This is a genomic window from Marinovum sp. 2_MG-2023 (assembly GCF_030548265.1).
Classification (GTDB): domain Bacteria; phylum Pseudomonadota; class Alphaproteobacteria; order Rhodobacterales; family Rhodobacteraceae; genus Marinovum.
In genome coordinates, this window is the sequence record NZ_JAUOSD010000024.1 from 14,506 (window position 1) to 28,917 (window position 14,412).

The 14,412-nt window shown below is 59.8% G+C and carries 12 protein-coding genes and 1 pseudogene; 6 read left to right on the plus strand and 7 right to left on the minus strand.

The window, feature by feature from the left end; all coding sequences use genetic code 11:
- The first annotated feature begins 218 nt into the window (after positions 1-218).
- Entirely contained in the window at positions 219-1,208 is a 990-nt protein-coding gene (locus Q4577_RS19650) for a LacI family DNA-binding transcriptional regulator (RefSeq protein WP_303472131.1), read from the plus strand.
- Between the two features lie 87 nt (positions 1,209-1,295).
- Entirely contained in the window at positions 1,296-1,445 is a 150-nt protein-coding gene (locus Q4577_RS19655; protein WP_303472190.1) for a LysR family transcriptional regulator, read from the plus strand.
- A 20-nt stretch (positions 1,446-1,465) separates the two neighbouring features.
- Here Q4577_RS19655 and Q4577_RS23745 read toward each other — a convergent pair.
- The 3 genes and pseudogenes from Q4577_RS23745 to Q4577_RS19670 form a co-directional block, all read right to left on the minus strand.
- A pseudogene (locus Q4577_RS23745) lies at positions 1,466-1,597 on the minus strand (hypothetical protein); the annotation flags it as partial.
- Positions 1,598-1,645: 48 nt separating this feature from the next.
- Positions 1,646-2,536 carry a CehA/McbA family metallohydrolase gene (locus Q4577_RS19665; RefSeq protein ID WP_303472133.1) on the minus strand — a complete coding sequence of 297 codons (891 nt, stop codon included), beginning with the start codon at positions 2,534-2,536 and terminating at the stop codon, positions 1,646-1,648.
- Between the two features lie 169 nt (positions 2,537-2,705).
- Positions 2,706-3,407 carry a GntR family transcriptional regulator gene (locus Q4577_RS19670; protein ID WP_303472135.1) on the minus strand — a complete coding sequence of 234 codons (702 nt, stop codon included), beginning with the start codon at positions 3,405-3,407 and terminating at the stop codon, positions 2,706-2,708.
- A 174-nt stretch (positions 3,408-3,581) separates the two neighbouring features.
- On the opposite strand from Q4577_RS19670, the gene Q4577_RS19675 reads away from it, so the two are divergent.
- Genes Q4577_RS19675 through Q4577_RS19690 form a run of 4 tightly spaced genes read left to right on the plus strand, consistent with a single transcriptional unit; the run spans position 3,582 to position 8,735 of the window.
- Positions 3,582-5,177: an ABC transporter substrate-binding protein gene (locus Q4577_RS19675; protein ID WP_303472137.1), complete on the plus strand. Its 1,596-nt coding sequence runs from the start codon at positions 3,582-3,584 to the stop codon at positions 5,175-5,177.
- A gap of 60 nt (positions 5,178-5,237) precedes the next feature.
- Positions 5,238-6,215: an ABC transporter permease gene (locus Q4577_RS19680; protein WP_303472138.1), complete on the plus strand. Its 978-nt coding sequence runs from the start codon at positions 5,238-5,240 to the stop codon at positions 6,213-6,215.
- Positions 6,205-7,104 carry an ABC transporter permease gene (locus tag Q4577_RS19685; protein WP_303472141.1) on the plus strand — a complete coding sequence of 300 codons (900 nt, stop codon included), beginning with the start codon at positions 6,205-6,207 and terminating at the stop codon, positions 7,102-7,104. Before Q4577_RS19680 ends, Q4577_RS19685 begins: the two co-directional genes overlap by 11 nt.
- Positions 7,101-8,735 carry an ABC transporter ATP-binding protein gene (locus Q4577_RS19690; protein WP_303472144.1) on the plus strand — a complete coding sequence of 545 codons (1,635 nt, stop codon included), beginning with the start codon at positions 7,101-7,103 and terminating at the stop codon, positions 8,733-8,735. The genes Q4577_RS19685 and Q4577_RS19690 overlap by 4 nt, the downstream gene beginning before the upstream one ends.
- Before the next feature lie 57 nt (positions 8,736-8,792).
- On the opposite strand, the gene Q4577_RS19695 is transcribed toward Q4577_RS19690, so the two are convergent.
- The 4 genes from Q4577_RS19695 to Q4577_RS19710 all read right to left on the minus strand — a co-directional run bounded on the left by Q4577_RS19695 (position 8,793) and on the right by Q4577_RS19710 (position 14,410).
- On the minus strand, positions 8,793-10,220 hold the full coding sequence (locus Q4577_RS19695) for a sulfatase-like hydrolase/transferase (RefSeq protein WP_303472146.1): 1,428 nt from the start codon (positions 10,218-10,220) through the stop codon (positions 8,793-8,795).
- Positions 10,221-10,246: 26 nt separating this feature from the next.
- Positions 10,247-11,509, minus strand: coding sequence for a sulfatase (locus Q4577_RS19700; protein WP_303472147.1), 1,263 nt, complete (start codon positions 11,507-11,509; stop codon positions 10,247-10,249).
- 46 nt (positions 11,510-11,555) lie between these two features.
- Positions 11,556-12,776: a sulfatase gene (locus tag Q4577_RS19705; RefSeq protein WP_303472149.1), complete on the minus strand. Its 1,221-nt coding sequence runs from the start codon at positions 12,774-12,776 to the stop codon at positions 11,556-11,558.
- Between the two features lie 71 nt (positions 12,777-12,847).
- Positions 12,848-14,410: an ABC transporter substrate-binding protein gene (locus tag Q4577_RS19710; RefSeq protein ID WP_303472151.1), complete on the minus strand. Its 1,563-nt coding sequence runs from the start codon at positions 14,408-14,410 to the stop codon at positions 12,848-12,850.
- Positions 14,411-14,412: the final 2 nt, after the last annotated feature.

The following is a 14,412-nucleotide window of genomic DNA, read 5'->3' on the forward strand; positions in this document are numbered from 1 at the left end:
TGACGCTGCGTTGATAATCGTTTATCAAACGAGTCGTCAAGTAGGGATTGAAGACCAACTTGCATCCTGATCTAAGACCCGGAAATTCAGGTACATCGCTGTATGTGTCGGGTTTTGATGGGCCGGTCAGGTATGCATATACTGTGCTCTGACTGGCGATATCGCATTCCTCCACCCCCGCCGGTATGGTGCCGGTGTCTTTTGAAAGATGAACGCACATGGCCCCAAAACGCCGCCTTCAGGAAGTTGCTGATGCCGCCGGGGTTTCGTTCATTACCGCCTGGCGTGCCCTGAACGAACCGCACCGTGTACGCGACAAGACCCGCGAAAAGGTTCTGACCGCCGCCGCCGATGTCGGCTATGTGGTGAATGCGATTGCACGCAGTCTTGTCACTTCGCGGTCGGGGGTTGTGGGTTTGATCGTGCCGACGCTGGAAGATTCGATCTTTTCCGCCACGGTGCAGGGTCTGTCAGACAGGTTGTCGCAAAGCGGATTGGAAATGCTGATGGGCATTTCGCATTACGATACCAACCGCGAAGAAGAGCTGATGCGCGCCTTTGTCGGCCGTCAGATCGACGCGCTGGTGCTGACCGGCAAGGCCCACAGCCCCGCCGCGCGCAAGCTGTTGAAAAATACCGGCATTGCCGTGGTCGAAATCTGGGATGTGCCAGAGGAGCCGCTGGATCTTTATGTCGGATTTTCCAACAGCGATCTAAGCTTTCAGGCCACCAAATACCTGATTTCGCGCGGCTATCGCGATATTGCCTTTGTGTCGCCAGAGGCGCGCGGCAGGGCGCAGGAACGTCAGAACGGCTATGTCAACGCGATGGAGACCGCGGGGTTGGGCGCCGCCGCGCGCACCCTTTGGGTCGCGCCAACGCTGGCGGGCGGGGCCGAGGCGCTGGTTCAATTGTGGCAATCGGATCGCCGCCCGGATGCAATCTTTTTCAATGGCGATACGCTGGCGGTCGGCGCGCATCTGCATGGTGCGACGCTGGGGCTGCGTTATCCCGATGATCTGGCGCTTATGGGGCTGCACGACTCTGATATTTCAGCGCGGGTCAATCCGCCGCTCAGTACCGTGCGGGTTCCGCGATATGAAATCGGCAAGCTCGCGGCCGAAGAAATTGTTCAACGCCTGCAAACCGAAGGCGGCGGACAGTCGCGCCAGGTGTCATTTGAAATCCTGCAGCGCGGCACGACCTAGCGCCTTGGCCCCCGCTCCCTGTTTCTGGACGCCACTGGCATTCCAATTCAGGCGGATGATGGCAAAAAACATTTCGGGGCGGAATACATGGACATAAAGGCGCTGAAACTCTTTCTGGCGGTCTATGACGCGGGCAATATTTCCGGGGCGGCGCATTGCAATAACAGCCGGTCTGATGCGGATATTGCCCGGTGGCAAAAGCCGCGCGACGGCATGCAGATCGGGCTGGTGCAATAGGCGTTGGAAAACACCGTGCCCCGCGCCGCCAGAGAATCCAGATTGGGCGTTTTGACAACCGGGTGCCCCATGACGAGGCACCCTGTTGTCCGAAAGAATTCCAAACAGGCATGGATTGCGATGCAGATCGCGGGCCGATGGCGGGCCCTCATCAGGCAAAGGCAGGGCCGCACGCCGTCGGTGGACGGCCCCCTCTCAGCTTAGAGCCAAAGAGGGTTGGACCAGGCGCGTCGCCCGGCATGATCGACCACGACAAGCCGGCACCAGCTGTCTTTGAACCTTTCCAATGGCAGCCGCGTCTGGGTCAAATCCGTGCCATGTACGGCGGCGCCGCGCGATGCCTGCCCCAACAGCATGACCGATTTGGCACCCGAACATTGCACAATGATTTCATCATCTTCGCGGGTGACATCCAGGATCTCTGGCCCTTGGCTGGCATAGTAATGCCCGGCCTTCAAAGCGGCCAGCAACGCATCTGGTGTGTTTTCTTCGGATTTCACCATCACCCAACCGCCAAAGGCATCGTCGACCTTCCAATGGCTGTCGTCGACCGCAATGCAGCCCAGACGTTTTCCGGCGGACAGCAATGCATCACACAGCTCTGTTCCGTCGCCCCGGTCCGCATTCACAAGGCTTGTATGGTTATACATCTCGATTGCGTGCGCCACATCAAGATCAAGCCCGTCCTGCACCGTCAGTTGATACCATTGCGGATGGGCGATGGCGACAAAGGCCCCGGCCCTGGCCGCACGGCGGGCAAGCTCTGGCCCGGTTTCGTCGGGCGCGGTTTGTTCAAAATCCGCAGGCAGGCCAACCGCCAGAATATGCCAGATTTCGCCTGCCCGGGTGACAGGGGCATGAATTTCAGCCCCCAGAATCGTGGTGAAATCAGCCGTGCGAAAGGCCTCTGTTTCGGTGATCGGAAAATCAAAGGCAGGCAGGAAGTGATCGGTCAACGCGATGAAATCATACCCCGCAGCGCGGTATCTGCGGCAGACTTCCTCTGGGTCCAACGCACCGTCGGACCGATTGGAATGCCCGTGAATGTTGCCTTTGAAAAATCGACCGGCGGCCTGAAAACTGTCCAGCATAAACCTGCTCCTGCTCTGTGACGGATTTCGCTTAGGTCATGAGCAATGGCAGGGATATGACAGCCGTGCGCAAAAGCGGGATTGTCAAAAAAACTTCCCGCACAGTGCTCGATTGTGTGAGCTGGGCGCGATTGTGTGGGCTAGGCGCGATTGGGGGAACCGCACAGCGTCACACCACCAACAATACCTTGTCGCCGCGGCTGACGGCCTCGGACACTTCTATTTCATGGCCTTGCCTGTCGACATTGATGCCGCGCGTGACCAAAACCGGCTGGGTCGCTGCGATGTCCAGTTCGATCGCCTCGGTGGGGCGGGGCAACCGGGTCGAAATGATTGTTTCGCTGCGGGTGAAATCCTTGATCCCATAGGCCGCCAGCGCCTCGGTCACGCCATGGCCCGCCAACAGCAGATCCAGAATGCCCTCGAACCGCGCCGGGTCGTAATAATGGCGGGCAAACATCGCAGGCCGGTCTTCGATTTCCCTGAGCAGCGTCGCCCGCAGGGCCGTCGCCCCGCTGCGCAGCCGCAATCCTTTGACGACAAAGTCGGGCGCACGCACGCGGCCAGTATCCAGCAATTGTGTCCCGCTGTCGCGGCCCGCACGGTTCAGGTTGATTCTGAACCGGGTACGAGAGCCGATGTAATAAGACACAGATGTCTCGGCCACGAAACTGCCACGGCCCTGCCAGCTGAGAACATGGCCCGTGTCGCGAAGATGGCTGATCGCCTTGCGCGCCGTATGGCGGGTGACACCGTGTTTCACCGCCAGATCAGAAAGCGACGGCAGGGCCGCCCCCGGCGCCAGATCGCCGGATGTAATGGCGTCGCGTAATGTTGCGGCCAGCTCTTTCCAGTCTACATCGGCCTGCATTTGGTGCCTCTGTCCGGTTGATTTGCGCGCCTGAAATCACTTCGCCACACAGTAGCGGACTGTGCGCGAAGCTTTTGTGAAAGCGGCGGCGCATCAGTTTCGTTGTTACCGAAGCTTCATAAGCGGGCTGCACTCAGGCTGCAGTATTCCCGCATTCGAACATGGAGTTTCAAAATGCATTCGGTATCCCGCCGCCGCTTTCTTGCCCAGGTTTCTGCCGGGGCCACGGTCATTGGCCTGTCGCACTTGCTCGATCCATCCAAGGCTTTTGCTGACACGCCTGACGCCATCAGCAAAATTCTGGCAAATCAAACGCCGCAAACCGGTGGCAAGCTTGTCTATGGCCAGACTTATCCCAACTGGGCGCTTGGCCAGTCCAACCGCGGCACGCATCCCTATTACTGGCTTGATCTGCTGACCCGTTCGGTCTGGAACGCGCTGACCTGGGTCGACGAAGATTTCAACGTCCAGCTGGAACTTGCCGCGTCGCTGGTGGCCAATGACAAGATGGATACCTGGGACGCCACCCTGCGCGAAGGTGTCATGTTTCATGATGGCACCGAGATGACCGCAGATGACGTTGTCGCCTCGATGAACCTGCATATGGGCGGTGGTGTTGGATTGCTGCGCGCCAATGTGGCCAAGACCGAAAAGCTGGGCAAATACGCCCTACGGTTCCATCTTGTGCAACCCAACGCCGAATTCCCTTATGCGCTGGCCGAATATCGCGCCGTCATCATGAAGGCCAATGCCGACGTCGATCAAATTGGGTATGACGGGATCGGCACCGGGCCGTTCAAACTGGTTGAAATCGACAATGCCCGCCAGTTCCGCGCTGTGCGCAACGAAAACTACTGGGGCGAGCAAGGTCCGTTTCTGGACGAATTGCAGGGCGTGATCACCCATGCCAATGCGGCAATCAATGGCTTTCGTGCGGGCCAGTTGAATGCAGTCTGGAACATCGACCCCGGCCAGATCGAACAGTTCGAAGATGCCGGCGCGCAAATCCACCGCTCCGCAGCCGGTGACCAGTTCTATCTCAACCTGCCGAAAAACCTTGATTTCCCATGGAACGATCAAAACGTCCGCAAAGCGATGTCGCTGGCGATTGACCGCACCAAGATCAACGAAATCGTCTATGGCGATGCCAGCGGCTGGACCGGCAATGACTCTCACATGTCCGGGGTCAACGCCGAATTTGTGGCCCGCCCGGTCGAACGCGATGTGGCACAGGCCCGCGCGCTGCTGGCAGAGGCCGGTTACAGCGACGGCGTGAAATTGCCTGCCATCGCCTTTTGCCCGAACTTCCCGGAAGAGCCGCGGATCTATCCCATCGTGGCGGAAAGCCTGGCCGAAGTCGGCATCGAGATCGTTTTCGAAGAACGCCCCTGTGACGGTTTCAGCCCCTATGTCGACGCCGTGAACGCGCCTTATGGCCGTCCGCACCGCAATCTCGTCGGCCCGCGCAACCCGTTCATCAACCTCAGCCGCGCGGATTACACCCGCGAGGAAAACACCGATTGGACCGGACCGGGGGCCGACGAATATTCCCGTCTGGTCAATACAGCGGTTGGTGTTCAGGATGAACAGGAACGGTTGAAAATGTACCAGGACGCCCAGCGGATCCTGCAGGAAGAAGTGCCGGGCATCATGCTGGGTGGTCGCCGCAACATGGTGGCCCATGCCCCCAATGTGATGAACGCGCGCAGCCACAGCCAGAACTGGTCCAGCCGCTTTGAATACATCTGGATCGACAGCAAATCTTCTTAACGACATTGCCCCCGCCGCAGTCTGATCCGTGGCGGGGGCACCAAAAGGTGAGTTTGGCTGATGAACCCGATTTTTTCGATGGTCTTGCGCCGTTTGGCACTGTCCGGCGTCATTTTGCTTTTGGTTGCGGGCATCGTGTTCATTGGAACCGAAGTCCTGCCCGGTGATGCGCTGGAGGCCACAATCCCCCAGGATGAACGCATCTATTATACCGACGAAGATTTCGACCGAATGCGCGCAGAGCTTGGGCTGGATCGCCCGGCGCTGGTCCGGTTCGGGGAAATGTTTGTCAATTTGGTGACCTTTGATTTCGGCACGACGATCCTGACCCGCGAACCCGTGATCGGCTATATCTGGCATCCGATCATCAATTCGCTGCTCATGGCGTCGATTGCGGTGATTGTCACCCCGCTGGTTGCCATCGCATTGGGGGCCGTGGCGGCGTTGAAACCCGGAGGACGGCGCGACGGCATCATTTCCGGCGTCACATTGTTTTCCTACTCGATGCCCGATTTCGTTGTCGCCAATATATTCATCATCGTATTTGCGCTTCAGCTTGGCCTGGCGCCTGCAATCTTGTTGATCCCGGAAACCGCCCCGGCCTGGCAAATCCTGTCGGTCTCGGTCTTGCCGGTGATGGCGCTGATCGTATCCGGCGTTGCATATCAGTTCCGGTTGCTGCGCGCCGGGATGCAGGAAACCCTGCGAAGCGAATTTATCGAGCGTGCCCGCCTGTCCGGCGTGCCGGAATGGCGCTTGGTTCTGGTCCATGCGCTGCCGGTGGCGCTGGTTCCCATGCTGAACGGCACCGCACAATTCGTGGCCGGGATCGTGTCGGGCGTGGTCGTGATCGAAGCGGTTTTCAAATTTCCCGGCATCGGGCTTGAGCTGATCCGCGCCATTTCCCAACGCGAAGTCCCGACCGTTCAGGCCATCACCTTTCTGGCGGCCTTTGCGGTCATTGCCGGCAACCTGCTGGCCGATATTGCGGTGCTTGCGCTTGACCCTCGCGCCCGGAGAATGACACATGACAAGTGACACTTTCGCCCAATTTCGCCCCCCCGCCGCACCGCCGGCCAAGGCGCGCCGCCTGCCGCTGCCGTTGCGCCGGGCGCTGCGATCGCCGATGACGGTGATCGGTCTGGTGCTGGTGTCGTTTCACCTGCTTCTTGCGCTTTTTGCGCCGGTGATCGCGCCCTATTCCGTCTCCGCCATTCTGACGACCGGGTTGACGCCGCCATCGGGTGCCCATTGGCTGGGCACGGATCAGATCGGGCGTGATTATCTTTCGCGGCTGATGTCGGGCGGGCGGATCGCGCTTTTGGTGTCCTTGCTGGGCGTGTTCGCCGCCGTCGTCACCGGCGCGGTGCTGGGGCTTTTTGCCGGGTATCGCGGCGGGTGGCTGGATGATCTGGTCATGCGTCTGACCGATGCGGTCATGGCGGTGCCGGAACTGTTGCTGATCGCGGTGCTGGTCCTGACCTTTGGCAAGGAAATCTGGTCGCTTTCGATTGTTGTGGCCATTGTCTATACGCCCGGCGTCGTGCGCGTGATCCGCGCCCGCACCGTTGGTCTGGCGGCGCAGGATTTCATACGGGCCGCCGAATTGCGCGGCGAAAGCCTGGCGCGCATTCTGTTCCGGGAATTGGCCCCCAATCTGACCGGATTGCTGGCGGTCGAACTGGCGATCCGATGTTCCTCCGCGGTGCTGAAGATTTCGGCGCTGTCCTTTCTTGGCCTCGGGATCAGCCAACCCACACCCGATTGGGGCCTGATGGTGCAAGAGGCGATGACCGTGATCTTTACCGATCCCTGGTTCCTCATCGCGCCGGCCATCGGGCTGTCGTCGCTGGTGATCGGTATCAACTTCGCCGTGGACGGGCTTGCCCGCGCATACGGTGTCAGCGAAACGGACACAAACCCATGATGACGCCCCATATCCACATTTCCGGCCTCGACGTGACCTATAGCACGGATCTCGGGACCGAGGTTCACGCGGTCCGCGATGCCGGTTTGCAGGTCTTGCGCGGTGAAACGCTTGGCATTGTTGGCGAAAGCGGGTCGGGGAAATCCACCCTGGCGCGGTCGCTGTTGGGCTATGCCCGCCCCGGCGCGCGGTTTGCAAAGGGAACGGTGCGGCTGGGTGATACGGATGTGCTGCGGCTTGACCCTGCGGGGTTGCGGGCGTTTCGCGGCGGGCGGGCCGCGATGGTGCCGCAAAATCCACTGTCCTCTTTGACCCCACATATGCCGATTGGTCGCCAGCTGGCAGAGCTGGTGCGCCTGCACACGGACCTGCGCGACAGCGCCGCCAGGAAACGCATTCTATGGCTGATGGATCGCACCGGCCTGCCAGAGCCGGACAAATTGCTGGCGCGGTATCCGCATGAGATTTCCGGCGGCCAGCGCCAGCGCGTCGTCATTGCCGCCGCCCTGATTGGCCGCCCCGAATTGATTGTTCTGGACGAACCGACAACCGCGCTGGACAAAACGGTCGAGGCGGAGGTGCTGCAACTTGTTGCCGAGCTTCAGAAAGAACTGAATGCGACGCTGGTCTATGTCAGCCACGATCTGAACGTGATCAGGGCGATGTGCCGCAAGATTGCGGTGATGAAAGACGGCAAGATTTTGGAACAAGGCCTGCTGAGCCGCGTGTATTCCCGCCCTGCCACCGCCTATACACAGGAATTGATCCGCGCAATTCCACGTATCGAACCACAGGGGCCAAAGCCGGGGTCAAGGCCGGCCCACACCGCGCCAGCCTCTGCCGGATTTGCGACGACCTCGGTCAGTTTTTCCTATCATCGCCCCGGCGGTCTGTTCCGGCGCGGCCCGAACGGCCCCCCCGCATTGCAGGACATCACCCTGGACATCAACGCCGGTGAAACCCTGGGCATTGTCGGCGAAAGCGGGTCGGGGAAATCCACCCTTGCCGGGTTGGTCGCGGGGATCGTTTCCGGGCATTCCGGTCGAATTACATTTGACGGACAGCCGCTGGCAGGCAAGGCGGCCAACCGGTCCAAGGATATGCGCCGACGTGTGCAGATGGTGTTTCAGGATCCGCTGTCCTCGCTCAATCCTGCGCAAAAGGTCAATGAAATCCTGGCCCGCCCCCGGCAGCTTTACTTTGGGCGCAGCGCGGCAGAGGCGCGAGCAGATTCAATTGCATTGCTGAAGGAAGTCGAGCTTGAGTCGGACATTTTGAACCGGAGCGCCCGGCAGCTTTCGGGTGGCCAGCAACAACGCATTGCCATGTGCCGGGCCTTGGCGGCGGAACCCGAGCTGTTGATCTGTGACGAGGTGACCTCGGCGCTGGATGTCACCATTCAGGCGCGGGTGCTTGATCTGTTGTTGCGCATTCAAAAGGAACGCGGCCTGACCTGCCTGTTCATTTCCCATGATTTGGCGGTGATCGGCAAAGTCTCGCATCGGGTGGCGGTGTTGCAGATGGGGCGCCTTCAGGAAATTGGCCAGCGCGATGCTTTGCTCAACGCGCCAACAACCGATTACACCCGGAAACTGCTGCAAGGGCACCGCCATGATGCGGGTGCGACGTGACGGCCGAGCGGTCCAAATGCCAAAGCAATGGACGGGCCAAACCCCCGGCCCATCGCCCTAGCTAAAGGCCGGATCGACCCCCGGCGGCGGCGAAAAGCCGAAATCACCGCGTTTGACGACGGCATCCCGCCCGCCAAGCTCTGCCAGCCGCTTACCCTGATCTGCAAGCGCCCGATCATGCACGGCCTGCGGGTCAAGCCGCGCCTCCAGAAGCCCGCGACAGATATTCAAAACCTCGGCATAGGCGGGGTCAGACGCAAGGTCTGTCAATTCTTCTGGATCAGCCCCAAGGTCGAACAGCTGCGGCGCATAAAGTGCGTAATGGACATATTTCCAGTTCTTGTGCCGCACCATCCAGGCCCCGCTTAACGACCCGGTTGCGTGATATTCAGAGATCACAGGTTCCTGTTCATCCGAGAACAGATCCATCGTGCCGAACCCGTCACCGGGCAACCCGGCAGAGGTCAGCACAAAGCGGGAAAGATCAATCAGGGATCTTGGCGCGTGCTCGACCGTGGCTTCGGGCACCGAAGGGCCGGCAACGATCAACGGGATACCGGCGCTTTCTTCGTACATATTGCTCTTGCCCCACATCCCGCGCGCGCCAAGGCTCTCTCCGTGGTCGCTGGTGAATGCGACGCGGGTGGTCTCGGTCAGACCGGCGTTTTCGACCGCCTCGACAATCGCGCCGACCTGTGAATCGATAAAGCTGCACAGCCCATAGTATCCGGCAATGGCACGCCGGACGTCGGCCTCGGATTTGAAATGGGCATCATAATCGACGCAACCCGCAAAATCGGACAGGAACGGATGGTGTGGCCGGTCCTGTTCGGCATAGAGTTTGGGCATCGGAAGGTCCGGCCGATCATAAAGATCATAGAACTCCTGTGGCGCCGTCAGCGGATAATGCGGACAGACAAACGACACGAACAGCACCCAGGGGCGGTCCTGTTTCTGGGCCTCTTCGTCCAGCCATTGCCGACAATGTGTCAGGATATCGCGATCATAGGCGGTATAATCGGACTCGCCCGGGCCCGCCATCGCGGCCAGCTTGTCCGTTGCGCCGCGCGGAATGATCTCATCCCTTACAAGCCCAAGCGCATCGCCAACGCCGCCCACCACATTCATCGGAATATCGGACGCGGAAAAGCCGGTGTCATCCTCCGGCCCGCCGCGAAAATGCAGTTTGCCGATGGATCGCACGTGGTGGCCTGCGGCGCGCACTCTGTGGTGCCAGCTTTCGATATTGCCGGAATAGGGATGCGCGTTGCACCATGTGCCGATCTCATGCACCTGCCGCCCGGTGGCAAAAGCCGCGCGGGCGGGCACACAGATCGGGCTGGGCGTATAGGCGGCGGTAAACCGCGTGCCCCGCGCCGCCAATGCATCAAGATGGGGCGTTTGAACAATCGGATGTCCGGCACACCCCATGGCATCGCGCCGGAATTCATCCGCCATGATGACGATGGTATTTGCAGGCTGCATTGGCGTCTCTCCAGGTCAGTGGGGGATCAGGCGAATTCCGGCACCAGCACGGCCTTGTTCGCGGCGATGATCTCGATCCCCTTGGCGTCATCCAATTCTTCGGCCTGGGCCTGGATCTGGTCCAGCAAACCGTCGAATTCCTGGGGCGGGCGGGCACCCGGCACCAACAGATTGACCCTTTCCTCGGGATCGCTGCGCAGATCGAACAGACGCGGGTTTTCTGCCCTCTCACTCAGGATCAGCTTGTGCGTGCGGCTGCACAATCCGCGTTCCTCCAACCGGGGTTTCAACCCGCCTTTGCTGGAAGACAGAATATCGAATGTCTCATTCTCGATATAATAGCTGTCGCGCCAATCCGTTGCGGTGCCCTCCAGCAATCCCCGGATGCTGCGCCCATGCAGATGCGCCGGGGCCTCTATTTCGGCATAGTCGAGCATTGTCGGCATAAGATCCTGCATGCCGATAAAGGCATCACAGACCTGGCCCTCGGGCACGCCCGGCCCCGAAATCAGGAACGGCACATGCACGCTTTCCTCGGTACACATGAATTTGCTGGTGGTGCCATCACGCAGGTGGAAATGCTCTCCATGGTCGGAATAATAGATGACAATGGTGTTGTCCGCTTCACCGCTTTCTTCCAAGGCAGCAAAGATCCGGCCAACGCAGCGATCCAACGCCGTGACAGAACCATAATAGCCCGGGAACGGCACCTTCATCCGGCGGTATTTGTCCATCGTATCAAGCGGCGAGGAAAACGGATCATGCGGCGGATACCAGGAAATGACACTGGCAAAGGGCTTGCTGCGATCACGGGTGCGGAACCAGTCAATCATCGCATCGGTGTCGCGATCCGGCACCCATGTCCCGCCTTGTACGTTCTGTTTGCTGTCGACCCAGTGACCACCCCAGGAGTTAAAGGCCTCGAACACGTCAAACGGGCCGGGGTTGCGCACCCCAAGATGCCATTTGCCGTAATAGGCACATTCATAGCCGCCGTTTTGCAGCAGGGTGAACACGCTTTGATCCAGCAGGCCACGGTCCGACAACAGATCGTCGATGCCATAGGCATTGCGGATCACGGTATGGGCATGGGGATAGAGCCCTGTCCACATCGACGTCCGCGCAGGTGTGCAAACCGGGAAAACGGTGCGGCAATCGCTGAACACCGTGCCGGATTTGGCCATGGTATCCAGATAGGGGGCTTCGACGAAGGTATTTCCGTAGCAGGGCAGAGTGTCTGCGCGTTGCTGATCGCTGAACAAAAGGATAATGTTAGGTCGCTTGCCCATGTCAGTCTCCAATTCAAATTTTTGGTGTGTTGGTCGGCGCGTGGGCCTAAATGCGGTCGCCCTGCGGTCGGGTTCCGTAGGCCGGTTGCGCGATGACCAAATCCGCAAGCCTGACCCCAAGCGCATCACCCAATTCAGTGGCGGTGTCACGCAATGTTGCGGCCATGACTTCGATCTGGTCACGGCGGCTGGCGAATTGGTCCGTCAGACCCTGCGGGGATGGGTTGGGCAGACCAAAGAGATTGAACTCTTCTTCGGGGTCGATCAGCAGGTCGTACAACCGGCATTCGCCGCCATCGGCGCTCAGGATCAGCTTGTGCCGCCCATCCCAGATTGCGCGCTGTTCCCAATCAGGGAAAATTGCAAAATCGGCCATTCCGTCTTCGAACATGACGTCGATATGGCGCAGAAACGTGTTGTGCAGATAGATAAGCTTGCGCCAATCGGATGCGGCGGTGTCGTCCATCAACAGCGGCAAGAGATCACGCCCCTGCGCGCCGGAAATCGTGGTGCCCGCCAGGGCGGCCAGCGTGGGCGAAATGTCATGCGATCCGACAAGCGCGTCACTTGTTTTGCCCGCAGCAATCATTCCGGGGGCAGAAATCAGAAGTGGCACGCGAATTGAATCGTCGTGGCAGGTATTCGCGTGGTTCACGAAGTCGCGGTATTTGTACTGTTCGCCGCTCAGCGATGTATAGACCACAACCGTGCTGTCGCGCCGGCCGCTTCTATCAAGCGCAGTCAGCATCTTGCCGATGGCATCGTCATAGGCCGTCACGGCGGCAAAATAGCTGGCCATGGGCACGCCGTTCCCACGGTACGGGGTGAAACAGGTCTGTTCAATGTCCTCAAACGACCAGATCGGCGGCAGCTGGATCAGGACCGCCCGCGGGCCGGTTCCGGGTTGCGCCAAAAGATCGGCCGCCGCGGATGTGGTCGCCGCAAGGCTGTCGGTCGGGTCGATCTGGCAGAGTGAGTATCCCGCCGCCTTCAGCGATATGCCAAGCGGGCTGTTGGCCAGCGTGGCTGTGTCAGATGCAGAAGCAGACGCATCCGGGTAAGCGCCCGACAACAGCGCCGTCATCGCCGGTGCCGCCGCCGGATAAACGGTCACCGCCCGCTCAAAAGAGGCCCCAGACGCCGCCAGCGCATCAAGATTGGGTGTGTGGACCAGCACGTTCCCGGCGCTGCCCAGAAAATCGGCGCGATGATGATCTCCGACGATCAGCACCATGTCTTGAGTTTGGGTCGTGGATGTCACAGGCATAGCTCCGCTCTCGGTAAGATGTCCTAAGTGCCGACCTTGTGTCGGCACTTAGCGTTGATTGTGTGGGGGGATCAGCCTTTGGGATCGATCCAGACGTCCCAGGCCCGCAGCACGCGGTAGGGCCGATAGCCATGGGCCTCGTTGCGGACGGCGTTATAGACGCCGGTTGCACCAACCCGGATCGCATAGGCGTTGTTCAACACACCTGCCTGATAGTCTTCGAACCCCTGTTTGCGGTCTTCAAAGCTCAGCCCGGTGCGGGTGCGGTCTGCGGCATCTTCCAGCGCGGGGTCCATATAGCCCTGCAGGTTGTTTTCCCCGGAGAAGTGGCGCAGCATCCCGAAGGGGCCGATCGAGGGGGCAAGTCCAAATCCGCCAACCACGATTTCCCATTTGTCCTTTTGACCAAGCAAGGCCGTCCAGGTCGCGGTATCGACGCCCATGATCTGGGATTTGATCCCCATTTTACCAAGCTGATCGGCCAGCGCGATTGCATAGTCACGGGTGACCTGCTGGTCGCTGGTGACAAGGATACGAACCGTTTCGCCGTCATAGCTGCTCGCGGCCAGAAGCTCTGCGGCGCGCTCTTTGTCGCCGACATTATACGTGTCTTTGCCGACCTCGGAATAATAGGGAAACCCTTCGTATTGCCAGCCATGGCCAAGCTGATAATTGCCGCCAGTGGCAAAATCGAGCAGCGTTTCAAGGTCGAGCCCGATCTGGACCGCACGACGGAAATTGATGTCTTCGCCCGGTGCGCTGGACACATTGAACGTCTGATGCAGCATCATCCAGGGCAACATCGCCATGGCCTTGGCTTCGCCGCTGGCGTCAATCCGGGGCACATCGGTTTGCGCGATCTGGTTGGCAATGTGATAGTCGCCGGTCAAAATCCCCGCCAGACGCGATCCCTGTTCGGGGACATTGCGAAAGGTCACGCGGTCGACATAGGCGGTGCGATGCCCACCAAAACCTGACGGCCCGTCAAAGTCGGGGCTGGGCACGTAATCGGCAAATTTATCCAGCGTAATATGGCTGTCGGGCACCCATTCGACGAATTTGAACGGGCCGGTGCCAATGGGTTCGAACGCGTCCTTTGGCAATGCGGCGATCTCTTGCGGCATGATGCCAACGATCACCCGAGGCGAGCTGAGGTTTTCAAGAAAGGTCGGATAGGCGCGTTCCATGTGAACCGTGACGGTGTCGTCATCAACCCGTTCGAACGACTCGACCAGCCCCATGATGCCACGGTCGATGCCGTAATCCTTCATGCGCTGCCAGGATGCGATCACATCATCGACGTCCAGAATATCACCCGAATGGAACGGCACCCCATCGCGGATATGGAAGGTATAGCTCATGGCATCCGGCGCCGCTTCAAAGCTTTCGGCCAGCTGCGGGATGATATTGCCGGTCTCGTCAATCGTGATGACACTTTCAAAGATATGAGACGCAATATCGCGGGTTTCGCCGCTGGTCGACGCGTGCGGGTCAAGCTCGCCGAGGCTGCCGGCGCTGGCGATAATCAATTCGCCGCCGTCCACCGGTGTCTGCGCTGAGGCCGACAAGGGCGCTGTCATCGACAGCCCCGCGCCAATCGCCAAAGCAAGTCCGAATCGTTGATGGTAATGCATGG